At 64.4% G+C, this 25,927-nt stretch carries 20 protein-coding genes; all 20 read left to right on the top strand.

What is annotated here, in order from left to right; translation table 11 throughout:
* Positions 1–51: 51 nt before the first annotated feature.
* The 20 genes from recG to RY1_RS04080 all read left to right on the top strand — a co-directional run bounded on the left by recG (position 52) and on the right by RY1_RS04080 (position 25,876).
* Positions 52–2,322 carry an ATP-dependent DNA helicase RecG gene (gene recG / locus RY1_RS04175; RefSeq protein ID WP_072802172.1) on the top strand — a complete coding sequence of 757 codons (2,271 nt, stop codon included), beginning with the start codon at positions 52–54 and terminating at the stop codon, positions 2,320–2,322.
* Positions 2,323–2,434: 112 nt separating this feature from the next.
* Positions 2,435–5,851, top strand: coding sequence for a pyruvate carboxylase (locus RY1_RS04170; protein ID WP_072802171.1), 3,417 nt, complete (start codon positions 2,435–2,437; stop codon positions 5,849–5,851).
* Between the two features lie 14 nt (positions 5,852–5,865).
* Positions 5,866–6,450 (top strand): 16S rRNA (guanine(966)-N(2))-methyltransferase RsmD, encoded by a 585-nt coding sequence (gene rsmD, locus RY1_RS04165; protein WP_072802170.1) that lies wholly within the window; start codon positions 5,866–5,868, stop codon positions 6,448–6,450.
* Positions 6,451–6,463: 13 nt separating this feature from the next.
* Entirely contained in the window at positions 6,464–6,952 is a 489-nt protein-coding gene (coaD, locus tag RY1_RS04160) for a pantetheine-phosphate adenylyltransferase (RefSeq protein ID WP_072802169.1), read from the top strand.
* Positions 6,953–7,148: 196 nt separating this feature from the next.
* Complete coding sequence (locus RY1_RS04155) at positions 7,149–7,919, top strand: DivIVA domain-containing protein (protein WP_072802168.1); 771 nt, start codon at positions 7,149–7,151, stop codon at positions 7,917–7,919.
* Positions 7,920–8,177: 258 nt separating this feature from the next.
* The gene (locus tag RY1_RS04150) at positions 8,178–8,699 is read left to right on the top strand and encodes a YceD family protein (protein ID WP_072802321.1); all 522 of its coding nucleotides are present in this window, start codon (positions 8,178–8,180) and stop codon (positions 8,697–8,699) included.
* A gap of 2 nt (positions 8,700–8,701) precedes the next feature.
* On the top strand, positions 8,702–8,884 hold the full coding sequence (gene rpmF / locus RY1_RS04145) for a 50S ribosomal protein L32 (protein WP_032397784.1): 183 nt from the start codon (positions 8,702–8,704) through the stop codon (positions 8,882–8,884).
* A gap of 18 nt (positions 8,885–8,902) precedes the next feature.
* Positions 8,903–9,697, top strand: a complete 795-nt coding sequence (gene rnc / locus RY1_RS04140) for a ribonuclease III (RefSeq protein ID WP_072802167.1) — start codon at positions 8,903–8,905, stop codon at positions 9,695–9,697.
* A complete protein-coding gene (mutM, locus tag RY1_RS04135; RefSeq protein WP_072802166.1) occupies positions 9,690–10,553 on the top strand; it encodes a bifunctional DNA-formamidopyrimidine glycosylase/DNA-(apurinic or apyrimidinic site) lyase in 864 nt (287 codons plus the stop codon). Before rnc ends, mutM begins: the two co-directional genes overlap by 8 nt.
* A 56-nt stretch (positions 10,554–10,609) precedes the next feature.
* Positions 10,610–11,038 carry an OsmC family protein gene (locus RY1_RS04130; protein ID WP_072802320.1) on the top strand — a complete coding sequence of 143 codons (429 nt, stop codon included), beginning with the start codon at positions 10,610–10,612 and terminating at the stop codon, positions 11,036–11,038.
* Between the two features lies 1 nt (position 11,039).
* On the top strand, positions 11,040–11,972 hold the full coding sequence (locus RY1_RS04125) for an SMP-30/gluconolactonase/LRE family protein (RefSeq protein WP_072802165.1): 933 nt from the start codon (positions 11,040–11,042) through the stop codon (positions 11,970–11,972).
* Positions 11,972–12,256, top strand: a complete 285-nt coding sequence (locus RY1_RS04120; RefSeq protein ID WP_072802164.1) for an acylphosphatase — start codon at positions 11,972–11,974, stop codon at positions 12,254–12,256. The genes RY1_RS04125 and RY1_RS04120 overlap by 1 nt, the downstream gene beginning before the upstream one ends.
* Positions 12,257–12,329: 73 nt before the next feature.
* The gene (smc, locus tag RY1_RS04115) at positions 12,330–16,091 is read left to right on the top strand and encodes a chromosome segregation protein SMC (protein WP_084727149.1); all 3,762 of its coding nucleotides are present in this window, start codon (positions 12,330–12,332) and stop codon (positions 16,089–16,091) included.
* Between the two features lie 25 nt (positions 16,092–16,116).
* Positions 16,117–17,475 carry a signal recognition particle-docking protein FtsY gene (ftsY, locus tag RY1_RS04110; protein WP_072802319.1) on the top strand — a complete coding sequence of 453 codons (1,359 nt, stop codon included), beginning with the start codon at positions 16,117–16,119 and terminating at the stop codon, positions 17,473–17,475.
* Between the two features lie 287 nt (positions 17,476–17,762).
* Positions 17,763–19,022, top strand: a complete 1,260-nt coding sequence (locus RY1_RS04105; protein WP_174565327.1) for an ammonium transporter — start codon at positions 17,763–17,765, stop codon at positions 19,020–19,022.
* 78 nt (positions 19,023–19,100) lie between these two features.
* A complete protein-coding gene (locus RY1_RS04100) occupies positions 19,101–19,439 on the top strand; it encodes a P-II family nitrogen regulator (RefSeq protein ID WP_019664269.1) in 339 nt (112 codons plus the stop codon).
* 169 nt (positions 19,440–19,608) lie between these two features.
* Positions 19,609–22,062 carry a [protein-PII] uridylyltransferase gene (locus RY1_RS04095; protein ID WP_245819472.1) on the top strand — a complete coding sequence of 818 codons (2,454 nt, stop codon included), beginning with the start codon at positions 19,609–19,611 and terminating at the stop codon, positions 22,060–22,062.
* Between the two features lie 176 nt (positions 22,063–22,238).
* Complete coding sequence (locus tag RY1_RS04090) at positions 22,239–23,078, top strand: M23 family metallopeptidase (protein ID WP_072802161.1); 840 nt, start codon at positions 22,239–22,241, stop codon at positions 23,076–23,078.
* Between the two features lie 146 nt (positions 23,079–23,224).
* A complete protein-coding gene (gene ffh / locus RY1_RS04085; protein WP_072802318.1) occupies positions 23,225–24,781 on the top strand; it encodes a signal recognition particle protein in 1,557 nt (518 codons plus the stop codon).
* Between the two features lie 9 nt (positions 24,782–24,790).
* A complete protein-coding gene (locus RY1_RS04080; protein WP_072802160.1) occupies positions 24,791–25,876 on the top strand; it encodes an amidohydrolase family protein in 1,086 nt (361 codons plus the stop codon).
* Positions 25,877–25,927 lie beyond the last annotated feature (51 nt).

Below are 25,927 nucleotides of genomic sequence, written 5' to 3'. Positions count from 1 at the left end.
CGAGGGGTGAAGGGAATGTTCGAGGGGTGAAGGGGATGGACGAGAAGGAACATGGCTGAACTCTCCGATCGGCTCGACACAGTTCTCGGTGCGAAGGTGTCCGCGCCGCTGGCCGAGCTCTTCGACATCCACACCGTCGAGGACCTGCTCCGCTATTACCCGCATCGGTACATGACTCAAGGCGCCGAGCTGAGCGAGAAGGAGCCCCCCGAGGGCGAGCACATCACCATCGTCGCCACCATCGCGTCGGCCACATTGCGCGATATGAAGAACCGCAAGGGGCAGTTTCTGTCGGTGTCCCTGGCTGCGGACGGTCAGCAGATCGACGCGATCTTCTTCAGCCCGCACAAGCTCAAGCACGTGTTGATACCCGGGCGCCGCGGAATGTTCTCGGGCAAGGTCAAGTACTTCGGGCGCCGGTGGAATCTCACCCACCCCGGTTACGTGATTCTCGGAGGCGACGACGAGGACGGTGCCGTCGTCCCAGCAGGGCGCATTGTCGGCGGAGGTGCTCTCGCGGGGCTTGCACGAGGGTCGGTCGATTCTTCCGGAAGCGTCGACATGACGGTGTTCGATCGCCGTTTCGTACCTATCTATCCGGCAGCGAAGGACATCGAGAGCTGGACGTTCATGCGCTGCGTACGCCAGGTTCTCGATCAGCTCGATACTGTCGACGATCCGGTTCCGGTCGACGTTCTCGCCGAGCGTGAGCTCGTGGACCTGGACACGGCACTGCGGTGGATCCATTTCCCGGACACGGCGGAGCAGAAGGAGCAGGCGCGCGATCGGCTGAAGTTCGACGAAGCTCTGGCGGTGCAGCTCGTCCTCGCAGGACGGCGGCAGGATGCGTCGCAGCGCAGCGCGCCGCCGTGCCCGCCGCGAGAGGACGGACTTGCCGCCGAATTCGAGCGCAGACTGCCGTTCACGCTGACGGCGGGACAGGTGAAGGTCGCCGGTGAGATCTCGGCAGATCTGTCGCTCGGCCATCCGATGTCGCGACTGTTGCAGGGAGAAGTCGGATCGGGAAAGACGGTGGTGGCATTGCGAGCGATGCTTCAGGTCATCGACGCAGGCCACCAGTGCGCGCTGTTGGCGCCGACCGAGGTGCTCGCAGCGCAGCACGCGCGATCGATGAAATCCATGCTCGGGTCGTTGGCAGCGGCAGGTGAGCTCGGCTCACACGAACTCGCGACCAAGGTCGCGCTGTTGACGGGTTCGATGTCGACGGCAGCGAAACGGTCGGCGCTCCTGGATGCGGTCACCGGAGATGCCGGAATCGTCATCGGTACGCACGCACTCATCCAGGATCGCGTCGAATTCATGGATCTCGGCTTGGTGGTCATCGACGAGCAGCACCGTTTCGGTGTCGAACAACGAGATGCGCTTCGATCGAAGGCGCGCGAGGGCAACAGTCCCCATCTGCTGGTGATGACGGCGACGCCAATTCCGCGCACCATCGCGATGGCATCACTCGGCGACCTCGAGACGTCGACGCTCGACGAACTGCCGCGCGGCCGCGCACCTATCCTCAGCAGCGTCGTCTCCGCCAAGGACAAACCGGCGTGGGTGAATCGCGCGTGGGCGCGCATCCGAGAAGAGGTGTCCCAGGGCAGGCAGGCTTATGTCGTGTGCTCCCGAATCGGGGGAGACGAGGACGAGAAGAAGCCGGCCCGCACCAGATCCTCGACGGACGACGGCAAGAACCTTCCCGAGACGAAGGCCGCGCTGGACATGTTCGAGCTCCTCGGCGGCGGTCCGCTCCAGGATCTACGCGTGGGATTGCTGCACGGGCGGATGAACCCCGATGACAAGGACGCGGCCATGCAGGACTTCAACGCCGGTGAAATCGACGTTCTGGTCTGCACGACGGTGGTCGAAGTCGGTGTCGATGTCCCCAATGCGACCGTCATGGTCATCGTCGACGCGGACAGGTTCGGCATCAGTCAGCTCCACCAATTGCGTGGTCGTATCGGCCGAGGTGGTCACCAAGGTCTGTGCATCATGATCAGCCAGCTCTCGTCGGGCGGCATGTCGTTCGCGCGTCTGGAAGCGGTCGCATCCACCAACGACGGATTCGAATTGGCGAAACTCGACCTGACGACCCGGCGTGAGGGCGACGTCCTCGGCGCAGCACAGTCGGGCACGATCAGCAGTCTTCGGTTGCTGTCGCTGATCGACGACGAGGACGTCATCGCCGACGCCCACGCGTGCGCCCGCACATTGTTCGACGTCGATCCCGAGCTGACACGACACCCGGGCGTCGCGTCGATGATGAAGTCGGCCTGGAGATCCGACCGTGCCGAATACCTGGAAAAGTCCTGACCTGACAGGTCTGTCGGGTCTGCACCGTTTCAGAAGCACGTTTCGGTCTTTTCGTCCCACATCTCGAGACGGAGATCGCTCCGGGGGCGGTCGACAGCGGTAGGTTTAGCGAATGTTCTCCAAAGTGTTGGTTGCCAATCGCGGTGAGATCGCCATCCGTGCCTTCCGCGCGTCGTACGAGTTGGGTGCCGCTACCGTGGCGGTCTTCCCGTTCGAGGACCGTAACTCGGTTCACCGGACGAAGGCCGACGAGGCCTACGAGATAGGTGAGAAGGGCCACCCGGTCCGGGCATACTTGTCCGTGAAGGAGATAGTGGCCGCCGCGAGGCGATCCGGTGCCGATGCCGTCTACCCGGGCTACGGCTTCCTGTCCGAGAACCCCGACTTGGCGTCGGCGTGCGCCGAAGCCGGAATCACGTTCGTCGGACCGTCGGCCGAAGTCCTGGAGCTGACCGGAAACAAGGCTCGGGCGATCGCCGCGGCCAAACGTGCTGGACTACCCGTCCTGGCTTCGTCTGCACCGTCGAGCGATGTCGACGAGCTCGTCGCGGCGTCGGAGTCGATGACGTTCCCGTTGTTCGTCAAGGCTGTTGCCGGCGGCGGGGGACGGGGAATGCGACGCGTCGCCGAGCCGGAACAACTACGTGAGTCGATCGAGGCTGCGGCGCGTGAAGCAGAGTCGGCATTCGGCGATGCGACCGTGTTCCTCGAGCAGGCCGTCATCGACCCCCGTCACATCGAGGTTCAGATCCTCGCCGACGGCGAGGGCAACGTGGTGCACCTGTTCGAGCGAGACTGCAGTCTGCAGCGTCGCCACCAGAAGGTCATCGAGATGGCGCCCGCGCCGAACCTCCCGCAGGAGATTCGCGAGAAGATGTGTGCCGACGCCGTGGCGTTCGCCAGGGAGATCGGCTACTCGTGCGCAGGTACGGTCGAGTTCTTGCTCGACGCCAGGGGCAAGCACGTGTTCATCGAGATGAACCCCCGTATTCAGGTCGAGCACACGGTCACCGAAGAGGTCACCGACGTCGACCTGGTGCAAGCCCAGCTGCGAATCGCATCGGGGGAGACCCTCGCCGATCTAGGGCTGAGCCAGGACAACATCGTGCTGCGCGGCGCGGCACTGCAGTGCCGCATCACCACCGAGGACCCGGCGAACGGATTCCGGCCGGACACCGGCCGTATCACGGCGTACCGCACTCCCGGTGGGGCCGGTGTCCGTCTGGACGGCGGCACCACTCTGGGAGCCGAGGTCGGTGCGTACTTCGATTCGATGCTGGTCAAATTGACCTGTCGTGGCCGTGACTTCGACACTGCGGTGGCGCGAGCCCGGCGTGCCGTCGCCGAATTCCGTATTCGCGGTGTGGCCACGAACATTCCGTTCCTGCAAGCGGTTCTGGTCGATCCGGATTTCACTCAGGGACGGGTGACGACGTCGTTCATCGAAGAGCGGCCGGAGCTGCTGACCTCGCGGAGCTCGGGTGACCGAGGTACGAAAATTCTGACCTATCTCGCCGACGTCACGGTGAACAAGCCGCACGGAGATCGACCGTCGCCTGTCTACCCGCAGGACAAGCTGCCTGAAGTGGACTTCTCGAAGCCGATCGTGGACGGCTCGCGTCAGCGACTGCTCGCGCTCGGACCGGAGGGGTTCGCACGCGACTTGCGCAACCAGAAGGCACTCGGCGTCACCGACACCACGTTCCGTGACGCACATCAGTCACTGCTCGCCACGCGAGTCCGTACCTCGGGTCTGCTGATGGTGGCTCCGTACGTTGCGCGCACGACACCGGAACTGCTGTCGATCGAGGCGTGGGGCGGCGCGACATACGATGTGGCGCTGCGGTTCCTGCACGAGGATCCGTGGGAGCGTCTGGCCGCACTGCGCGAAGCGGTGCCGAACATCGCCTTGCAGATGTTGCTCCGTGGCCGCAACACCGTCGGGTACACCCCGTATCCGGAGAAGGTGACGCGCAGCTTCGTCGCGGAGGCCACCGACACCGGTATCGACATCTTCCGAATCTTCGATGCACTCAACAACGTCGACCAGATGCGTCCGGCGATCGACGCGGTCCGCGAGACCGGGACCGCGATCGCCGAAGTGGCGCTGAGCTACACCGGTGATCTGTCGAACCCGAACGAGAAGCTCTACACGCTCGACTACTACTTGAAGCTCGCCGAGCAGATCGTCGACGCGGGTGCTCACGTGTTGGCGATCAAGGACATGGCGGGTCTGTTGCGTGCTCCCGCCGCGAAGACCTTGGTGACGGCTCTCCGATCGAACTTCGATCTGCCCGTGCACGTGCACACGCACGACACCCCGGGTGGGCAGCTCGCTACCTATCTCGCGGCGTGGGAAGCCGGCGCCGACGCAGTCGACGGCGCATCTGCGGCAATGGCGGGTACGACGAGTCAGCCCGCGCTGTCGGCGATCGTTGCCGCGGCAGCGCATACCGACCGTGATACCGGTCTCGATCTGCAGGCCGTGTGCGATCTGGAGCCGTACTGGGAGGCGCTGCGAAAGGTGTACGCGCCGTTCGAGTCCGGTCTGCCCGCGCCGACGGGGCGCGTATACACCCACGAGATCCCAGGTGGGCAGCTGTCCAATCTGCGTCAGCAGGCGATTGCACTCGGACTCGGCGATCGATTCGAGACCGTGGAAGCGAATTATGCTGCTGCAGACCGGATGTTGGGTCGGTTGGTGAAGGTGACCCCGTCGTCGAAAGTGGTCGGTGACCTTGCGCTTGCACTGGTCGGCGCGGGCGCATCGGCCGAGGAGTTCGCAGACAATCCGAGCAAGTTCGACATACCCGATTCGGTGATCGGTTTCCTGCGTGGCGAACTCGGCACTCCTGCCGGTGGCTGGCCGGAACCGCTTCGTACCAAGGCGTTGGAAGGGCGGTCCGAGGCCAAGCAGGAGACGCCCGTGTCGGCCGAAGACGAGAAGTCGCTCGACGGCACCTCGCTGCAACGCCGAGACACGTTGAACCGCTTGCTGTTCCCCGGTCCGACAGCTGAACTGGCCACGCACCGCGAGAAGTACGGCGACACGTCCAGATTGTCGGCGAACCAGTTCTTCTACGGGCTGCGTCAGGGCGAAGAGCATCGAGTTCGGCTCGAGAAGGGCGTCGAACTGCTGATCGGTCTCGAAGCGATCTCCGACGCCGACGAGCGAGGCATGCGGACCGTGATGTGCATCCTCAACGGACAACTGCGGCCTGTGTCGGTCCGAGACCGCTCGATCGCGAGCGAGGCGCCGACGGTCGAGAAGGCCGATCGATCGAACTCCGGGCATGTTCCCGCACCGTTCGCAGGCGTCGTCACGCTCGCAGTCGCCGAGGGCGACAAGATTGCTGCCGGTGATGTGGTCGCGACCATCGAAGCGATGAAGATGGAAGCTGCGATCACTGCACCGAAGAGTGGCACCGTCACTCGACTTGCCATCGGTAGCGTGCAGCAGGTGGAGGGCGGAGATCTCCTCGTCGTCCTCGGATCGGGATCGACGGGCGAGGACGCGAGCGCCGAATGAGTATCCTCCTGTAGATGACTCGGATCGTCGCAGGCATTGCTGGGGGAAGACGGCTGAAGGTCCCGCCTCGCGGCACGCGGCCCACATCGGAACGCGTCCGCGAGGCGCTCTTCAGTTCATTGGAATCACGGCTCGATCTCGACGGGGCCGTTGTCCTCGACCTGTTCGCGGGATCGGGAGCTCTTGGGCTCGAAGCGCTTTCACGCGGAGCATCGTCGGTCCTGCTCGTCGAATCCGATGCTCGTGCGGCATCGATCGTCCGTGAGAACGCGCAGGCGGTCGGGCTCTCCGGTGCGACGGTGCGATGCGCGCCGGTATCGGCTGTGTTGTCCACTGCAGCGGATCGGCCATACGACCTCGTGCTCGCCGACCCTCCGTACGCGGTCACCGAAGTCGCCGTGGAGAAAATGCTGCACGAGCTGCTCGCGGGAGGATGGCTCACGCCGGAAGCCGTTGTGGTGCTGGAGCGTTCGTCGAGGTCGCCGGCCACGGTATGGCCCGCAGGCCTGGTCCCGGAGAAGGTGAAGAAGTACGGCGAAACGCGCATCGAGATCGCCGGGGCGTTGCCGTCGCCACATCACGTGACCAGCGACCGGTGATAGCGTCTGCTCCATGACTGGAGCGGTGTGCCCTGGATCCTTCGACCCGGTGACCGAGGGTCACCTCGATGTCATCACCCGCGCTGCTGCGCAGTTCGACGAGATAATCGTCACGGTGATGATCAACAAGAGCAAGCGTGGCCTGTTCACCGTCGACGAGCGAATCGAACTGCTCACCGAGGCGACCGAACATCTCGGGAACGTCCGTGTGTCGTCGTGGCACGGGCTCCTGGTGGACTACGCGAAACAACAAGGCTTCACGGCCATCGTCAAAGGCCTGCGCGGCGCGAACGACTTCGACTACGAGCTTCAGATGGCTCAGATGAATCAGAAGCTGTCCGGCGTGGACACACTGTTCATTCCGGCCAATCCGACCTACAGCTTCCTTTCCAGTTCCTTGGTGAAGGAAGTGGCGACATTCGGCGGAGATGTCGAGGACATGGTCCCCGCCAATGTGCACAGCCGGCTCCTCGCGCGCATCGCCGAGCGGCACGCCGAGTAGCGCAGGCAGAGCCATGCGAGCGACACACCGAGGGCGAGTCACGCACTGACCGCGATCACCAGGCAAACTGGAAAGCGCTCGAACTCTCTTCTCACAACGCTCGGACGATGATTTCTTTCTCGCAACGCTCGGACAATGATTTTTTCTCGCAACGCTCGGACAATGATTTTCACGGATTCGACGATTGGAGTTACCGGTGTACCGCGTATTCGAGGCACTCGACGAACTCGTCGCCATTGTCGAGGAGGCGCGCGGTGTCCCGATGACAGCCGGATGCGTCGTTCCTCGTGGTGACGTACTGGAACTTCTCGACGATGTTCGCGACTCCATCCCCGGTGAACTGGACGACGCGCAGGATGTGCTCGATCACCGAGACAAGCTCGTCGGCGATGCCCGCGCCACGGCCGAGAAGACGGTCACCACGGCCAACGACGAGGCACAGGACACCGTCGAGAACGCTCGGGACTCGGCCGATCGCATCTTGTCCGACGCGAAATCGCAGGCCGATCGCATGGTTGCCGAAGCCAAGGCGCACGCCGAACAGTTGGTCGACGACGCCACCGACAACGCCGAGCGCACCATCGAGGACGGTCGTCGCGAGTACGAGGCGTTGACCACCCGATCGCGTACCGAAGCGGATCGGATGATCGAGTCGGGTCAGGCCGCCTACGACAGGAGTGTCGCCGAGGGAACCGAGGAGCAGGCTCGTCTGGTTGCGCAGACCGAGGTCGTTCAGGCGGCCCACGCGGAGTCGGCGCGAGTCATCGATGCCGCACATGCGGAATCGGACAGGATGCGCAGCGAATGCGACGTCTACGTGGATACGAAACTTGCCGAGTTCGAAGAGTTTCTCACCGGCACCATTCGCTCCGTGGGTCGCGGACGTCAGCAGTTACGGACCGGGTCCGGCGTGCCGGACTATGCGAGCGATGCACCGGGCGAGGAGTTCCGACGCACCAGGAGGTAGTCCTCGTGGACGGTCCTGCGTCGATCGAGCGAGCGCAGTTTGCTCCGATATGCGTGGATGCGTATCGTTGTGTGGTTGCCTGACGCAGGCACTCGGCCGATGGTCGATGCACTGTGTTCAGGGCGTGTAGTCCGTCAGTGTGAAGTTCGTTATCGAGTAGGAAGATTTGCTGTGCCACGCCGTCGTAGTGCCCCTCGTCCCGACGCGGATGCGGGTTTCGTACTGGATATCGACAACCTCGGTCGCCGACCGGGGTCGATGAAGCAGATCCAGCGGACGGTGGAAGCGCCTTCGCGGATCGGCCTCGACTCGATCGGAATCGAAGTGGGTGCACCCGTCGAGCTGGATCTCCGGCTCGAAGCTGTATCCGAAGGTGTTCTGGTCACAGGTACCGTTCGCGCCGACACGACCGGGGAGTGCTCGCGCTGCCTCGAGCCCGTGACCGGAGCCGTGGACGTGTACCTCACCGAGCTGTTCGCGTATCCGAACAGCGTGACCGAAGATACGACCGACGAGGACGAGATTCATCGCGTCGTCGACGATCAGATCGACCTCGATCCAGTCATAGTCGATTCGGTGGGATTGGAGCTTCCGCTCCACCCGCTGTGCCGCGAAGACTGCGAGGGATTGTGCCCCGAATGCGGCGTTCGCCTGGCGATTGCTGAATCCGGGCACAGTCATGACATACTTGATCCTCGCTGGGCTGGTCTTGCAGCCAAATTTGGCGTGGAATCAGAACCGAGCACAGAACTTGTGAACAACGAAGCCGAGGAGAAGTAGAAGTGGCTGTCCCGAAGCGCAAAATGTCGCGGTCCAACACGAGGTCGCGTCGTGCACAGTGGAAGACCACTGCGCCCACCCTCGTCACGTGCCCCAACCGTGGATGCGGCGAGAAGACCTTGCCCCACATCGCGTGCCCGTCATGCGGTACCTACAAGGGCCGCCAGGTAGTAGCAGCCGTCTGATCTCGGATCGGACACCTGGTGACAAGCAAGGGCAGTTCTGCCTACAAGAACAGCTCCGCACCCGACAGCGGCGGGGACGACCGAGAGTCGCTCCTCGCCGCTCTCGGCGTTGTACTGGACCGATCGTTGCTCACGCTGGCATTGACGCACCGCTCGTATGCGTACGAGCAGGGCGGTCTTCCGACGAACGAGCGCCTCGAATTCCTGGGCGACTCGGTGCTCGGTCTGACGATCACGGAGCGGTTGTACGCAGTGCACCCGGACAAGTCCGAAGGTGATCTCGCGAAGATTCGGGCAAGCGTCGTCAACATGCATGCACTCGCCGAAGTAGCGCGTGGCTTGGGCGAGGGTGGGCTCGGCAGGCACTTGCTGCTGGGCAAGGGCGAGGAGCAGACCGGTGGTCGCGACAAGCCGAGCATCCTCGCGGATGGCATGGAGTCCTTGCTCGGCGCGATCCACCTTCAGCACGGCATCGAGGTCGCGCGTGAGGTGGTCTCCCGCCTGTTCGCCGATCTCCTCGACCGTGCGCCCCGTCTGGGTGCAGGCCTCGACTGGAAGACGAGCCTGCAGGAATTGACCGCACTCCAGTCCCTCGGTGTACCCGCCTACGAGATCACCTCGACTGGCCCCGACCACGACAAAGAATTCACGGCCACCGTTCTGGTGGGGGGCCGTGCACTCGGTGTCGGCGTCGGGAAGAACAAGAAGGAAGCCGAACAGAAGGCCGCCAGCACGGCGTGGAATGCCTTGTCCGGCACCGAGAACGACGGCGAAGCCAGCTCCGACGGACCGTCGGACAGCGTGGATGCCTGAACTGCCGGAAGTCGAGGTAGTTCGCCTCGGGTTGGAGTCGCACGTCGTCGGTTCGGGCATCGAATCGGTCGAGGTGCTGCATCCCCGTGCAGTGCGTCGGCATTTCGCAGGTGCACACGATCTCACGGCACAACTACGTGGTCGCCGCATCTCATCGGCCGAGCGCCGGGGCAAGTACCTGTGGCTACCGCTCGAACCCCGCGACATAGCGATAGTGGTGCATCTCGGAATGAGTGGTCAGATGCTGGTGCAGCCGCCCACAGTCCCCGACGAGAAGCATCTGCGTATTCGGGCGAGACTGGACAACGGCGCCGATCTACGGTTCGTGGACCAACGAACGTTCGGCGGCTGGGCACTCGCGGCCCTGGAAGAGGTCGACGGTTCGATCGTCCCCGAGCCGGTATCCCATATCGCACGCGATCCCATCGACCCATTGTTCGACGCCGAATCCGTCGTGACCGTGTTGCGCGGCAAGCACACCGAAATCAAACGGGCGCTCCTGGATCAGACGGTTCTCTCGGGGGTAGGCAACATCTACGCGGACGAAGCGTTGTGGAGAGCCAAGATTCACGGCAACCGGATCGCCGAGACGCTCACTCGGCCCGCGCTGCGGAGGCTTCTGACCGCCGTACATGCCGTGATGGGCGAGGCCCTCGCACAAGGCGGCACATCCTTCGACGCGCTGTACGTCAACGTCAACGGTGAATCCGGGTACTTCGATCGATCGCTCGACGCCTACGGCCAGGAAGGTATGCCGTGCTCGCGGTGCGGCAGCCCGATCAGGCGCGAGAAATTCATGAACAGATCCTCCTACAGCTGTCCGAAATGCCAGCCGAGGCCGCGACATCCACGGTGATTGCAGTGGCGCATCACTGTTGTCTCTGGAATTCACTGTCTCTAGAATTCCTTCTCATGGCCGATGAGAATGCACCGACTGACCTGTGGGTGGAACGAACAGGGACCCGCCGCTACACCGGCAAGAGCTCACGGGGAGCCGAGGTGCTCATCGGCTCGGAATCGGTCGAGGGCGTCTTCACTCCTGGAGAACTACTCAAGATCGCGTTGGCAGCGTGCAGTGGAATGAGCTCGGACACCCCGTTGTCTCGCAGGCTCGGTGACAACTACGACGCGACCGTCAGAGTGTCGGGCACGGCTGATCGGGACAACGAGACGTACCCCGATCTGCACGAGGTTCTCGAACTCGATCTCAGCGAGCTCGATGCCGACGCTCAGCAACGACTGCTGACAGTCGTCGAACGGGCGATCGACAAGGTCTGCACGGTGGGCCGAACACTGAAGGCAGGCACGAAGGTCTCGCTCGATATCGTCACGGACGCGTGAGATGAAGGCCAGAGCCACGACTGTGGCGATCATCGTGGCATCTGCGGTGATGACATCTGCCGTGATGACATCTGCGGTGGCAATGGGGGCTCCCAGCGCGTCCGCGGACTCGGTGTGCTCGCCGTGGACCCTCGGCACCGTCGCATCCGGATTCGGCACGCTGGAAAATCTCGCGTTCGACGACCGAGGTTCCCTGCTGTTGTCCGAGACGTCACTGCTCGGCACCGGCAGTATTCGTAGTCTGCAGCCGGACGGTACGTCAGGGGTGGTGGTACCGGACGTCACGTCACCCGGCGGACTCGTCACCGATGGCGATCTCCTGTATTTCACCACTGGAAACGGCACCGCCGCAGGACTTTTCGACCTACATGACGGTACGGTCGACACCGTCGATGTTCTCGCGGGGGAGCGCTCGACGGTCGCGCGCGGATTGGTGATGCCGAACGGCCTCGTCGCTCTGGGCAACGGTGATCTCGTCGTCACCAGAAATCTCGGCGCCACCACCGGCATCACGAGAATCCATGCGGGCGAGCCCGACTCCGCCGAGACCGTACGTACCGACCTCGGGACGGCCAACGGCATCGCATCCGACGGAGACGCCGTCTACGTGGCGAACACCTTCGAGCCCGCACTGTCCATCGCCGTCCTCGATGCCCGCAACCTCGCAGGCGACGCGCGACGCATCCCGGTCGACGGATTCGGTCCGTTCACCGCATCCGACGACATGACCGTGGGGCCCGACGGGCAGATCTACCTGGCGCAGAATCTCGCAGGCCGCGTGTTGAGAATCGATCCGGAATCAGGATCGTCCTGCGTGATCGGTACTGGAATGCCTTTGACGACCTCCGTGGAGTTCGGCGGCCCCGGTTGGGACCGCAACTCGCTCTACGCCACGAGTTTCGACGGAACAGTCCGGCAGTTGACGCCACCGTGATGTCCGGCGTGACGGACGAGCGCCTCACCGCGTGGGTCCACGGGCAGGTGCAAGGTGTCGGCTTCAGGTGGTGGACCCGCTCCCGGGCGCTCGAACTCGGACTCGTCGGATCGGCTACCAACCACGCGGACGGGCGTGTGCTGGTGGTCGCAGAAGGTTCACGGGACCGTCTTCGACAACTGCTGAGTCTGCTTCGCGGGGGTACGACACCGGGCGTGGTCAGCCTCGTCGTCGAGAGCTGGGATCCGGCTCGCGGCGGACTGACCGGGTTCGTCGAACGCTAGCCATCCGTCGGCGTGCAACACGCGGTGTGTCCGCACACACGCTGGTGGAGGCCACCCGGTACTCTGAAACGCCATGCATCTCAAGAGTCTGACGCTGAAGGGCTTCAAGTCCTTTGCTTCGGCGACGACTCTTCGTTTCGAGCCGGGAATCACGTGTGTCGTCGGTCCCAACGGTTCGGGGAAGTCCAACGTCGTCGACGCGCTCACCTGGGTCATGGGGGAGCAGGGTGCAAAGGCGCTGCGCGGCGGCAAGATGGAAGATGTCATCTTCGCCGGCACCTCCGGCCGGGCGCCACTGGGACGCGCCGAGGTCACGCTGACCATCGACAATTCCGATGGTGCGTTGCCGATCGACTATTCCGAGGTCTCCATCACGCGGCGAATGTTCCGTGACGGTGCAGGCGAATACGAGATCAACGGAAGTTCCTGCAGGCTCATGGATGTCCAGGAGTTGCTCAGCGACTCCGGTATCGGACGCGAGATGCACGTCATCGTCGGGCAGGGCCGACTCGCCGCCATTCTGGAATCACGCCCGGAGGACCGTCGAGCGTTCATCGAGGAAGCAGCAGGTGTTCTCAAGCACCGCAAACGCAAAGAGAAGGCCGTACGCAAGCTCGATGCGATGCAGGCGAATCTGGCTCGCCTGACCGACCTCACTGCCGAACTTCGACGTCAGCTCAAGCCGCTCGGTCGGCAGGCCGAGGTTGCACGACGCGCCCAGACGGTGCAGGCCGACCTGCGCGATGCACGTCTGCGTCTCGCCGCCGACGACCTGGTCGCGCGCCGGGAGGAATTCGCCAACCAGACCCAGGACGAGGCAGCGGCGCGGGAGCAGTACGCCGCTGTCTCGGACACCCTCGAGGCAGGTAACGCCGCTCTCGGTGAGCTCGAACAATCGGTAGCACGTCTGACCCCGAGCGCCGAAGCTGCTGGCCAGACCTGGTTTCAACTCTCGGCGCTCGCCGAACGTGTCAACGCGACGATCAGGATCGCCAAGGAACGCGCACGTCATCTCGACTCTGCTCCTTCCGCCGGTCGTGGACAGGATCCCGACGAGCTGGAACAGCAGGCCGAACGCGTCGCCGAGGAAGAACTGGAACTCGTCGAGGCAGTGGAGATGGCCCGCGAAACGCTCGAGTCGGCCCGCGAACAGCTGATCGAACGTGAGGCCGCAGCGGCAGACGCGGAGCGCGCGCACATGGCCGCGGTCCGCGCTGTCGCGGATCGCCGTGAAGGGTTCGCCCGTTTGTCCGGCCAGGTCGACACGTATCGGACCAAAGCGGATTCGATCGACGCCGAGGTCGCACGACTGTCGGTGGCCATCGACGAGGCTCGCGAGCGAGGAGACGTTGCACAGTCCGAGTTCGAGAGCGTGCAGGACCAGATATCGGGCCTGGACGCCAGCGAGCTGAGCCTGGACACCCACTACGAACGTGCCGTGACGGCTCTGAGGAGCGCGGATGCTCGCGTGACGGAGTTGCAGAACGAGGACCGCGTTGCGGGCAAGAAGGTGGCCTCGTTCCAGGCTCGGATCGAAGCTCTCACGATGGGTCTCGAGCGTAAGGACGGCGCTGGATGGCTCATCGAGAACGGCCAGCGAGGTCTGTCGGGTCTGCTTGCCGAACGCATCACGGTGGAACCCGGTTTCGACGTCGCGGTAGCGGTTGCCATGGGCCCGGTCGCCGACGCGGCACATGCCGAATCGTTCGCCCGTGCACGCGATGCAGTGCTCGCTCTTCGTGATGCCGACGGCGGGCGAGCAGCAATCGTGTTCGACGACGGAAAAGCCGTTGCACAACGCCGCGTCGTCGATCTTCCGCCCAAAGCGCGGTGGGCGCTCGACGTCGTCACCTTTCCCGATTCTCTTGCCGGGCCGATGACGGCTTTGCTCGGTGACGTCGTGATCGTCGACTCGATCGATGACGGAGCAGCCCTGGTCGATTCCTCGGCCGGCATTCGTGCCGTCACGACCGCCGGGGACCTCGTCGAATCGGGTTCGGTCACGGGCGGCTCCGATCGGCGCCCGAGCACTCTCGAAGTGCAGTCGGCCATCGACCTCTCGACCATCGAATTGGCAGCCGCCGAGCGTCGGTCCGCCGAGCTCGAAGCTGCACTGTCCGGGGCTCTCGCCGAGCAGTCGGATCGGCGTGAATCCGCCGAGCAGGCGCTGGCGGCGCTCAACGAGTCGGACGCGGCGATGGCTGCGGTGTACGAACAACTCGGCAGGCTCGGACAGCTGGCCCGTTCGGCAATCGCGGAATCATCGCGGCTGTCCGACCAGCGATCGGCAGCCGAGGTCGGCAGGGAGGAGGCGCTCGCGGCGCTGGCCGACCTCGAAGAACGTTTGCGTCTGGCCGAGGACGAACAGTCCGGAACGGATGGGCATACCGAATCCGGTGAGTCGACGCTCGCTCGCGAGACCGCGGCAGCAGCGTTGACCGAGGTCCGGTCCATCGAGGTCGAGGCACGACTGAACGTGCGCTCAGCGGAGGAACGCGCTCAGTCCCTTCGCGGCCGAGCCGACTCGTTGCGCCGGGCAGCGCGTGCCGAACGCGAAGCCAGGGCCAGAGCAGAACGTGAAATCGCCTCTCGAAGACATGCTGCCGCAGTAGCGGAGGCCGTCGCGTCGGCGGGTGATCGGGTAGCCGAGCGGCTGGCCGAGGTCGTCGCCACGGCCGCAGCGCGCAGAGACGAGCTGGCGCAACAACGCTCGAACACTTCCAGCGAGCTGGACCGAGTGAAAGAACAAGTTCGCGCGTTGCAAGGCCAGCTCGCATCCATCACCGACGCCGTGCACCGAGACGAGGTGGCGAGGGCACAAGCCGCGTTGCGGATCGAGCAGCTGGAAGCAAACATCCTGGAGCAGCACGGCATCGGGCTCGAAGATCTCATCGCCGAGTACGGACCCGACATTCCGCTTCCGCCCACCGAACTGGAGATGTCGGAGTACGAGGCCGCCAAGGAGCGAGGCGAGCAGGTGGTCGCGCCTGCACCGATGCCCTTCGACCGGTCGACCCAGGAGAAGCGAGCCAAGCGCGCAGAGCGAGATCTCGCCACACTCGGCAAGGTCAATCCGCTGGCGCTCGAAGAATTCGCTGCCTTGGAAGAGCGGTACAACTTCCTCTCGACCCAGCTCGAGGATGTGAAGTCGGCTCGGAAGGACCTGCTCGACGTGGTCGCCGACGTCGACGAGAGAATCCTTCAGGTATTCACCGACGCGTGGCTCGATGTCGAGCGGGAATTCACCCAGGTGTTCGCCAAGCTGTTCCCCGGCGGTGAGGGAAAACTGATCTTGACCGACCCCGGCGACATGTTGACCACGGGCATCGAGGTCGAGGCGCGCCCACCAGGAAAGAAGGTCAAGAGACTGTCGCTGTTGTCCGGCGGTGAGAAGTCACTGACCGCGGTGGCGATGCTGGTCGCCATCTTCCGTGCGCGGCCGTCTCCGTTCTACGTCATGGACGAAGTCGAAGCAGCTCTGGACGACACGAATCTGAGGCGACTGATCGGGCTGTTCGAGCAGCTACGAGAGAAATCGCAGCTGATCGTCATCACACACCAGAAGCCGACGATGGAGGTCGCCGACGCACTGTACGGCGTCTCGATGCGCGGCGACGGCATCACCACCGTCATCTCCCAGAGGTTGAACCGGAATCGCGTCGAAACGATCGGCAGCGTGACGGCTCCGGACGATGTCCCAGACGGCGATGTCCCAGACGGCGATGTTCCAGACGGCGATGTTCCAGTCGACGCGGTTTCAGCTGATGATGTTCCGGCTGATGATGTTCCAGCGGCGGATGCTCCCGCCGAGGGCAGTTCGGCTTCCGTGCCCTGACACCTAGCGTGACAGGATGGTGCCCGTGAGTACCCAAGCGTGGATCATCATTGCGGCCGTTCTGGCCCTCCTCATCGTCGGACTCGTCACCGGGCTCGTCGTGTCTCGCCGTCGTCGAGTGTCTCTCAAGCCCTCCGAGGCCCGCGCGACCGAGGAAATCGAGAAGGACCGATCAGGCGGCTACAAGGCCGGCGGCGGATTCTCGTTCAGCCAAGGCAGTGCGACGATCGAGCCGGAGCTCGCCCCGAAGCCGACTCCCGAGCCCGCGCCGACTCCTGAGCCTGCGCCGACTCCTGAGCCGGCGGCAACGCCTGAGCCTGCGCCGACTGCTGAGCCCGCGGTAACCCCTGAGCCCGCGGTAACGCCTGAGCCTGCGGGAACCCCTGAGCCCGAGCCGACTCCCGAACCCGAGCCCGCGCCGACTCCTGAGCCGCAGCCCGCAGTACCGGCTCTGGACGACATCGCGCCCACCGACGGGCGTCTCGACCGCCTTCGCGGTCGGCTGTCACGCTCTCAGTCCGCAGTCGGCAAGAGTCTTCTCGGGTTGCTCGGCGGTGGAGACCTCGACGAGGACTCATGGGAAGAGGTCGAGGACACGCTGCTGATCGCCGATATCGGATCGTCGACGACGGCAGAGATCATGACGACTCTGCGCCAACAGATGGCGACGCGAAGCATCAGGACCGAGGCCGACGCGCGCGCACTGCTGCGCGAAGTACTCGTCGCACAGTTGCATCCCGAACTGGACCGATCGATCAGGGCGCTGCCGCACGACGGCACGCCTGCGGTTCTGCTCGTCGTCGGTGTCAACGGCACCGGAAAGACCACGACGACCGGCAAACTCGCTCGTGTGTTGGTAGCCGACGGGCGACGCGTACTGCTCGGCGCCGCTGATACTTTCCGCGCCGCCGCCGCCGACCAACTGCAGACGTGGGCCGAGCGCGTCGGCGCAGACGTTGTTCGGGGCAAGGAAGGAGCGGATCCGGCCGCCGTGGCGTTCGATGCGGTGACGAAGGGAATCGAGCAGGGCGTCGATGTGGTCGTCGTGGACACGGCTGGGCGCCTGCACACCAAATCGGGATTGATGGACGAACTCGGGAAGGTCAAGCGCGTCATCGAGAAGCGGGCACGCGTCGACGACGTTCTGCTCGTCCTCGATGCAACCGTCGGCCAGAACGGCTTGATACAGGCACGAGTGTTCGCCGAAGTCGTCGATATCTCGGGTGTCGTGCTGACCAAGTTGGACGGCACGGCCAAGGGCGGAATCGTGTTCCAGGTTCAACGCGAGCTCGGTGTGCCGGTCAAACTTGTCGGGCTCGGGGAGGGTGCCGACGATCTCGCGCCGTTCGAACCGGGCGCATTCGTCGACGCTCTGCTCGGCTGAGAAGGAGAATTCGGTCACACCGGGCGCCTCGAACCAGGCCCATTTCGGGTGTGTTTTTCCTGTCTTGTTGCCCGGTTCGACCGACGGTTGAAATGTAAAACGCCTGGACGAAATCTTTTTGCAACAGATTCGGTCCATGCGTTCACATGAGCGCAACACCCGAGTGTCATGGATGAAACTTTTCGAACCCACTCTTTGTCCAGACCGCGCACCATCCGGTGCGCAGGAGAAGGAGGGTGTACGTGAGTCCCGAGGATTTGTTGGCCAACTCCGGCAATGCCGCCTGGATGCTGACTGCAGCATCACTGGTGCTGCTGATGACGCCAGGTCTGGCGTTCTTCTACGGCGGTATGTCGCAGCAGAAGTCCGTACTGAACATGATGATGATGTCGTTCGGGGCGATGTTCGTCGTCGCACTCATCTACGTCCTGTGGGGATGGTCGATGTCGTACGGAACCGAGAACATCGGCGGGGTCTTCGCGAACCCGTTCGAGTTCTTCGGTCTGAAGGATTCGATCACCGATGCCGACGGAAACTTCCTGGCGGGTGCGTGGGGATACCCCAACGTGATCGACATCGCCTTCCAGGTGACGTTCGCCATCATCACGGTCGCACTCATCAGCGGCTCGATCGCAGGACGCGTCAAGTACGGAACGTGGCTCGCCTTCGCAGGCATCTGGGTCACCCTCGCTTACTTCCCGCTCGCGCACATGGTGTGGGGCGGTGGCCTTCTCTCGGGCTCCGAGGACGGATTCGCGGCGAAGATCTTCGGTACGACCGACGACGGTGACGGCGGACTCGTGGCTTCGGTCCCGCCGATCGACTTCGCCGGTGGCACCGTGGTTCACATCAACGCCGGTATCGCAGGCCTGGTGCTCGCACTCGTCATCGGAAAGCGCGCCGGGTTCGGACGCGTCGCATTCCGTCCGCACAACCTGCCGTTCGTCATGCTCGGTGCAGCTCTGCTGTGGTTCGGCTGGTTCGGCTTCAACGCAGGTTCCGCATTCGCAGCCGACGGTTTCGCCGGTCTCGCCTGGGTCAACACCACGACTGCCACTGCGGCCGCCATCGCGGGATGGCTCGTCGTCGAGCGTATCCGTGACGGACACGCCACCAGCCTCGGTGCCGCATCGGGCATCGTCGCGGGCCTCGTTGCGATCACGCCCGCTGCAGGCGCTCTGACCCCCATCGGATCGATATTCCTCGGCGTCGTCGCCGGCGCCTTGTCGGCTCTCGCAGTCGGCCTGAAGTTCAAGTTCGGATACGACGATTCGCTCGATGTCGTCGGTGTCCACCTCGTCGCAGGACTGTGGGGAACCATCGGAATCGGATTCTTCGCGTCCGAGACTGGGCTGTTCTACGGCGGCGACTACAAGCAGTTGGTCATCCAGATCGTCATTGCACTGTCGGCACTGATCTTCACCGGAGTGATCACCACGATCATCGCTTTCGCGCTCAAGCCGCTGGGTTGGCGCGTGTCGGATGAGGACGAAGCCTCGGGTATCGACGAAGCTGAGCACGCTGAGACTGCGTACGACTTCGCCTGACAGGGTAGAGATAGGAGCGAGAGTTGCTCGCTCTGCATGCAACCGGGCACTGAAAAGCTTGTGAAGGGAAGCAGAAAAATGAAGCTGATCACGGCAATCGTCAAACCGTTCACATTGGAGGACGTCAAGACGGGGCTCGAGCAGGCCGGCGTGCTGGGCATGACGGTGAGCGAAGTCCAGGGGTACGGCCGTCAGAAGGGCCACACCGAGGTCTACCGCGGCGCCGAGTACTCCGTCGACTTCGTACCCAAGGTGCGCGTCGAGGTCGTCGTCGACGACGCAGCAGTCGAGAAGGTCGTCGAGGTCATCGTCGAGGCTGCGCGCACCGGCAAGATCGGTGACGGCAAGGTATGGGTCTCACCGGTCGACTCGGTCATCCGAGTGCGTACCGGAGAACGTGGCGCCGATGCGCTCTGACCCCAACGGGTCGCGGGCAGGCGGCCCCGGTTCCGCAGCGAAAGCTGCGGGATCGGGGCCGTCGGTCTCCACAGGCTCAGTGTCCAAGGGCTCAGTGCCCAAAGGTGCAGCGTCCAAAGGTGCAGCGTCCAAAGGTGCAGCGTCCAAAGGTGCAGCGTCCAAAGGTGCAATGCCCAGGGGTGCTGTGTCCAAGGGCACCAGCGATGCAGCAGCAGATCTGGCGCGCGCCAGGAAGCAATTGCTCGATGGCGGAGCACGCAACCGCCGTCTCGACGCGCCCTCGCTCCGGCAGGCTCTCGTGGATCTGCACGAGTTCTGGCTCACCACCAAGGGCGCCGAGTTGGGTATCAAATCCGATTCGGGATTCGCGATCGTTGCAGTCGGCGGGTTGGCTCGCCGTGAGCTGCTTCCGTACTCCGATCTCGATCTCATTCTCCTTCACGACGACATGGAACCCGAGCTGGTGTCCGACGTCGCCGACAAACTCTGGTACCCGCTGTGGGATGCGCACATCAAGCTCGATCACAGTGTTCGGACCGTTCCTCAAGCGCTCCAGGTGGCAGCCTCGGACATGACCGCGGCACTGGGCATGCTCGAGGCACGCCATATCGCCGGGGACGTAGAGCTGAGCAATCTGCTGATCGGCGGTGTCCGCCGCGAATGGCGCACCGGTATCCGGTCCAGGTTCGACGACTTGATCACCCAGACGCAGTCGCGCTGGTCGCGCAGCGGGGAGATCGCGCACCGCGCAGAACCCGATCTGAAGAGCGGTCGAGGGGGTCTACGCGATGTGCAACTTCTCGACGCACTCTCGATCGCACAATTGACCGATGGCATGCCAGGGCTCGGGCCGGAATCTCCCGGTGGCGGACTCGCGTTCGCGCACGGCCGGCTGCTCGACGTCAGGACCGAGTTGCATCGGGTTGCCGGTCGAGCGCGAGACCAGCTCCGGGCGCAGGACGCCGACGAAATCGGCGCCGCCCTCCGTATCGGTGACAGGTTCGATCTGGCCCGCGTTCTGAGCGACTCGGCGCGCACGATCAGCTACTCCGTCGACGTCGGACTCAGGACTGCAGGTAATTCGCTGCCGAGGAGAGGTCTTTCTCGGTTGCGTCGTGTTCCGGTCCGGCGTCCCCTCGACGAAGGTGTCGTCGAGCACGCGGGCGAGGTGGTGCTCGCGCGCGACGCTCGGCCCAACAAGGACCCGGGCTTGATCATGCGGGTGGCGGCCGCGTCGGCGCAGATGGCGATGCCGATGTCGGCATCGACCCTCAACCGACTCTCGGACAGTGCGCCCGAACTCAGGGAGCCGTGGCCGAAGGAGGCATTGAACGATCTGCTGGTGCTGCTCGGGTCCGGTCGTCGCGCCATCGCGGCGATCGAGGCACTCGATCGAACGGGACTCTGGGGTCGGTTGATACCGGAATGGGGCGCCGTTCGCGACCTGCCGCCGCGGGACGCCGTGCACACGTGGACCGTCGACCGGCACCTGGTGGAGACGACGGCGTATGCGAGTGCGCTGACCACCCGGGTCGCACGGCCGGACCTTCTCGTCCTGGGAGCTCTGATCCACGACATCGGAAAAGGGCGAGGCGGCGATCACAGTGTCGTCGGCGCCGAGCTCGCCACCCAGATCGGTAAGCGGCTGGGACTGTGGCCGTCCGATGTTGCGCTGCTGACCGCGATGGTTCGGCACCACCTGCTGCTACCGGACACCGCGACGCGGCGAGATCTGGACGATCCTGTCACCGTCGAGACCGTCGTCGAAACTCTCGGCGCGGACACGGTCCTGCTGGAGTTGTTGCATGCGCTCGCCGAAGCCGATTCGTTGGCCACCGGACCCGGGGTGTGGGGCGACTGGAAGGCATCGCTCATTCGCGAGTTGGTTCGTCGGTGCCGTTTGGTCATGGCAGGGGAGTCGCTGCCGACGCCCGACCCGCTCGACCCGTCGCACGTGGCGCTCGCCGAGAAGGGTGGGGTCCACGTCGACCTGCAGCCGACCGAGGGCTCGCACACCTTCGTCGTCACCGTCGTCGCCCCCGATACACCTGGCTTGCTGTCCGATGCGGCAGGCGTTCTGGCCCTGCATTCGCTTCGGGTGCTGTCGGCGTCGCTCGGAAGTCACGACGGTTCGGCCGTCAACTCGTTCGCGGTGGCGCCGTTGTTCGGCTCGCCTCCTCAGGCGGGATTGCTGCGCCAGGAGATCATCCGTGCGCAGGCAGGGGAGCTCGATCTCGTGGCGATGCTCGACGCGAAGGAGCGCGAGTCGCGTCCCACTGCGCTGGAGGACGGGGACGATTCCGCGGTGCCCGTTCTGTACGCGCAGGCTCCTCCGCGCGTGCTGTGGTTCGACGGCACCGAGCCCGGACAGGTTGTTCTCGAGCTACGCGCCGAGGATCGACTCGGGCTGCTGTGCCGGCTCGCGAGCGCGCTCGAGTTGCTCGGCGCGGATGTCAGGTGGGCACGGGTCGCCACGCTCGGTACGTCCGTCGTCGATGCGTTCTGCATCGATCTGTCGGGCTCCGACAGCAAGGCGACACGCGAGGAGATCGAAGAGGCGCTTCTCGGTGTCGTTCCGGCTCCTGAACCGCCCAAGCCACCGGAAAAGCCGGAGGGAACCTGATGTCACGACGGGGGTTCGGTCCGAATTCCCAGCGGTCGTAGTGAGATTTCATAAAGATTCGGTTACGGTGTTTGCGAGCGAGATCGTTTTGTTACGTTTCTCGCCAGCAGACGAAAAGCGGGTCCGAGTGCCGAGCCACTCGGGGGCGCACGCCGACGACTGATGAGGTACACACTGTGGGATCCCACCGGCGATCGAACATCTACGTTCCGATCGAGACGAACAGCGACACACCACGTGGGCGCCACAGGGCGAAGGACGACTCCAAGGACACAGGGCTGAAAGCAGCCACGATCGTGGTCGCCACGGGCGCTATCGTCGCCGGTGCAGCCCAGCTGGGAACCGGCACGGCCACTGCGGCGCCAGCGGCCGCGCCGGGGGCACCTGTTGCAGCAGCCCCGTTCGAGATCCCGCAGAACCTTCTCCCTGCAGGGTTCACGCTGCCCCCAGGGGTCGGGCTGCCTGCCGGGGTGAGTCTTCCGCAGAACTTCCAGCTGCCTCCCGGTGTCGACATCCCCGACACGTCTGAACTGCCCGCGTTGGGATTGCCCGACGTCGGTGCGGCAGCCAGGGATCTGCTGAAGAACCTGCAGCCGCTGAAAGAGCGTGCTGTACAACCGGTTTCCGGGGTTCTCACGTCGAGCTTCGGTTCGCGGTGGGGCGCCCATCACGGCGGGCTCGACATCGCCGCCCCTATCGGCACGCCGATTCTCGCGGCCGCCGACGGCGTGGTGACCGCGGCAGGTCCGGCGTCGGGCTTCGGACTGTGGGTCAAGGTGCTCCACGAGGACGGAACCGAGACTATCTACGGGCACGTCAACGACTATTCGGTAGCGCCGGGGCAGCACGTCACGGCCGGCCAGCAGATCGCGACGGTCGGCAACCGCGGCGAATCGACAGGTCCGCACCTGCACTTCGAGGTTCACGATCCCAGCGGCATCAAGGTCGATCCGGCCCAGTGGCTCACCACCCGCGGTGTATCCGTCACGTGGACCGACGCATCGCGCGACGCGTAGATCGGGCATCGCGCGACGCGTAGATCGGGCAGCGCGCAACGAGTTGCGGCCCTCGCCGACGACGCCGACCCTTACCGGGCGCTAGTCTGGAGCCTGCTCTACTCGACTTACAGGCCCCATTCGCTATCGGCTCAGGAGTGCAATCGGTGTTCGAATCCCTTTCCGACAGGTTGACCGGGACCCTCAAGGACCTGCGTGGCAAGGGTCGACTCTCGGGTGCCGATATCGACGCCACGGCCCGCGAGATTCGTCTCGCGTTGCTCGATGCCGACGTCGCGCTGCCCGTCGTTCGTGAGTTCATCAACCGGATCAAGGTCCGTGCGAAGGGTGCCGAGGTATCGGGCGCACTGAACCCGGCGCAGCAGGTCGTCAAGATCGTCAACGAGGAACTCGTCGGCATTCTGGGCGGCGAGACGAGGCGGTTGACGTTCGCGAAGACCCCACCGACCGTCATCATGCTGGCCGGTCTTCAAGGCTCCGGTAAGACGACCCTTGCGGGCAAGCTTGCCAAGTGGCTGAAGGATCAGGGCCACACTCCGCTACTCGTCGCCTGTGACCTGCAGCGTCCCGGCGCCGTCAGTCAGCTTCAGATCGTCGGTGAGCGGGCCGGAGCCCACGTTTTCGCGCCGCATCCGGGCACGTCGATCGGCGGCGGTGACAACGCACTCGGAGTGTCGGCCGCCGATCCCGTCGAGGTGGCCCGCGCCGGTGTTGCGGAAGCGCGCAACAAGCAGTACGACATCGTCATCGTCGATACCGCGGGTCGGCTCGGCATCGACACCGAACTGATGAGCCAGGCCGCGGGCATTCGTGATGCCGTCGAACCGGACGAGACGCTGTTCGTCCTCGATGCCATGGTCGGTCAGGACGCGGTCAGCACTGCGCAGGCCTTCCGTGACGGCGTCGGCTTCACCGGTGTGGTTCTGACCAAGCTCGACGGTGACGCACGCGGCGGTGCGGCACTGAGCGTTCGCGAGGTCACGGGCGAGCCGATCATGTTCGCGTCGACCGGCGAGAAGCTCGAGGACTTCGACGTCTTCCACCCCGACCGGATGGCAAGCCGCATCCTCGGCATGGGCGACGTGCTCAGCCTCATCGAACAGGCCGAGCAGCATTTCGACGCCGAGCAGGCCGAGGCCACCGCCAACAAGATCGGTTCCGGTCAGCTCACACTCGACGACTTCCTCGAGCAGATGATGGCCGTCCGCAAGATGGGGCCGATCGGCAATCTTCTCGGCATGCTGCCAGGCGCAGGTCAGATGAAGGAACTGGCCAACGTCGACGAGAAGCAGCTCGACCGGGTTCAGGCGATCATTCGCGGCATGACTCCGCAGGAGCGCACCGACCCCAAGATCATCAACGCCTCGCGACGGTTGCGCATCGCCAATGGATCGGGTGTGAAGGTCTCCGACGTCAACCAACTCGTCGATCGCTTCTTCGAGGCGCGAAAGATGATGTCTGCGATGGCAGGCCGGATGGGCATGCCGGGTGCGCGTAAGCAGGTTCGAAACAAGAAGGGCAAGAAGGGCAAGAAGGGTGCACGTGGCCCGACACAGCCCAAGATCCGCGGCGGATTTCCCGGAATGCCCGGAGGATTGCCTGCGGGTATGCCGGATCTCTCCGGAATGCCCAAGGGACTCGACCAGATCCCACCGGGCCTCGAAGGTATCGACCTGTCGCAGTTCAAGCTTCCCAAGAAGTAGCAGGTAGCGGTGACCGCCTACCGGGTGTGCGGTCGGACTCTTCCCGACGAGGGTCCGATCGAACTGTGGATCGTCGACGGAAAGATCTCGGTCGAGCCCGTTCGGAATGCGCAGACCCTGTGCGAGAACGGGTGGATCCTGCCCGGCCTCGTGGACGCGCACTGCCATGTCGGCATCAGATACGGCGGAGGGCCCGAGGATCTCGCCGGTGCGATCGAGCAGGCGAAGACCGAACGAGACGTCGGCGCCTTGTTGCTGCGCGACGCCGGATCGCCGATCGACACACGTGAGCTCGACGACTACGACGACCTGCCGCGCATCATCAGGGCAGGGCGGCACATCGCCACGCCGAAGCGTTACATACGGGGTCTCGCCGTCGATATCGAGGACGACTCGCAACTTCCCGAAGCCGTTGTGCAGCAAGCTCGATTCGGTGACGGCTGGGTCAAGTTGATCGGCGACTGGATAGACCGAAGTGTCGGCGATCTCCGTCCGCTGTGGGACGAGAAGATCCTGAAGACAGCGATCGACGCGGCGCACGCGGAAGGGGCGCGGGTCACGGCGCATGTTTTCGGCGAGGACGCCCTACCCGGCCTGATCTCTGCGGGCATCGACTGCATCGAACACGGCACCGGACTCACCGACGAGACGATCGAGATGATGGTCGAGCACAAGACCGCGCTGGTCCCGACGCTCGTGAACATCGCAACGTTCCCCGATATCGCGGCATCCGCGTCGAACTATCCGGTGTACGCGCGGCACATGCGTGATCTGCACGCGCGGGTCGCGACAACAGTCGGGCGTGCACACGACGCCGGTGTGAAGATCTACGCCGGAACCGATGCGGGAGGGTCGATACGCCACGGACGCATCGCCGACGAGGTCCAGGCCTTGACCGACGTGGGATTGACCCCCACCGAGGCATTGGGAGCGGCCAGTTGGACGGCCAGGTCCTGGCTGGGGTGGCCGGGGTTCGAACACGGCGCGCCCGCCGATCTTCTGGTGTACTCGGTCGATCCGAGAACCGGCCCGGACGTGTTGTCGGCCCCCGACCTCGTCGTGCTGCGCGGTGTTCCGAGACCGACGGGCAGCTGAACCGCGAGACGAACGGCCGATTAACCGGCAATGGACGTTGTCTGGCACAAT

It is taken from the genome of Rhodococcus yunnanensis NBRC 103083 (genome assembly GCF_001895005.1).
Classification (GTDB): Bacteria; Actinomycetota; Actinomycetes; order Mycobacteriales; family Mycobacteriaceae; genus Rhodococcoides; species Rhodococcoides yunnanense.
Note: the sequence above shows the minus strand (reverse complement) of the source record. Positions and strands in the feature narration are given on the sequence as shown.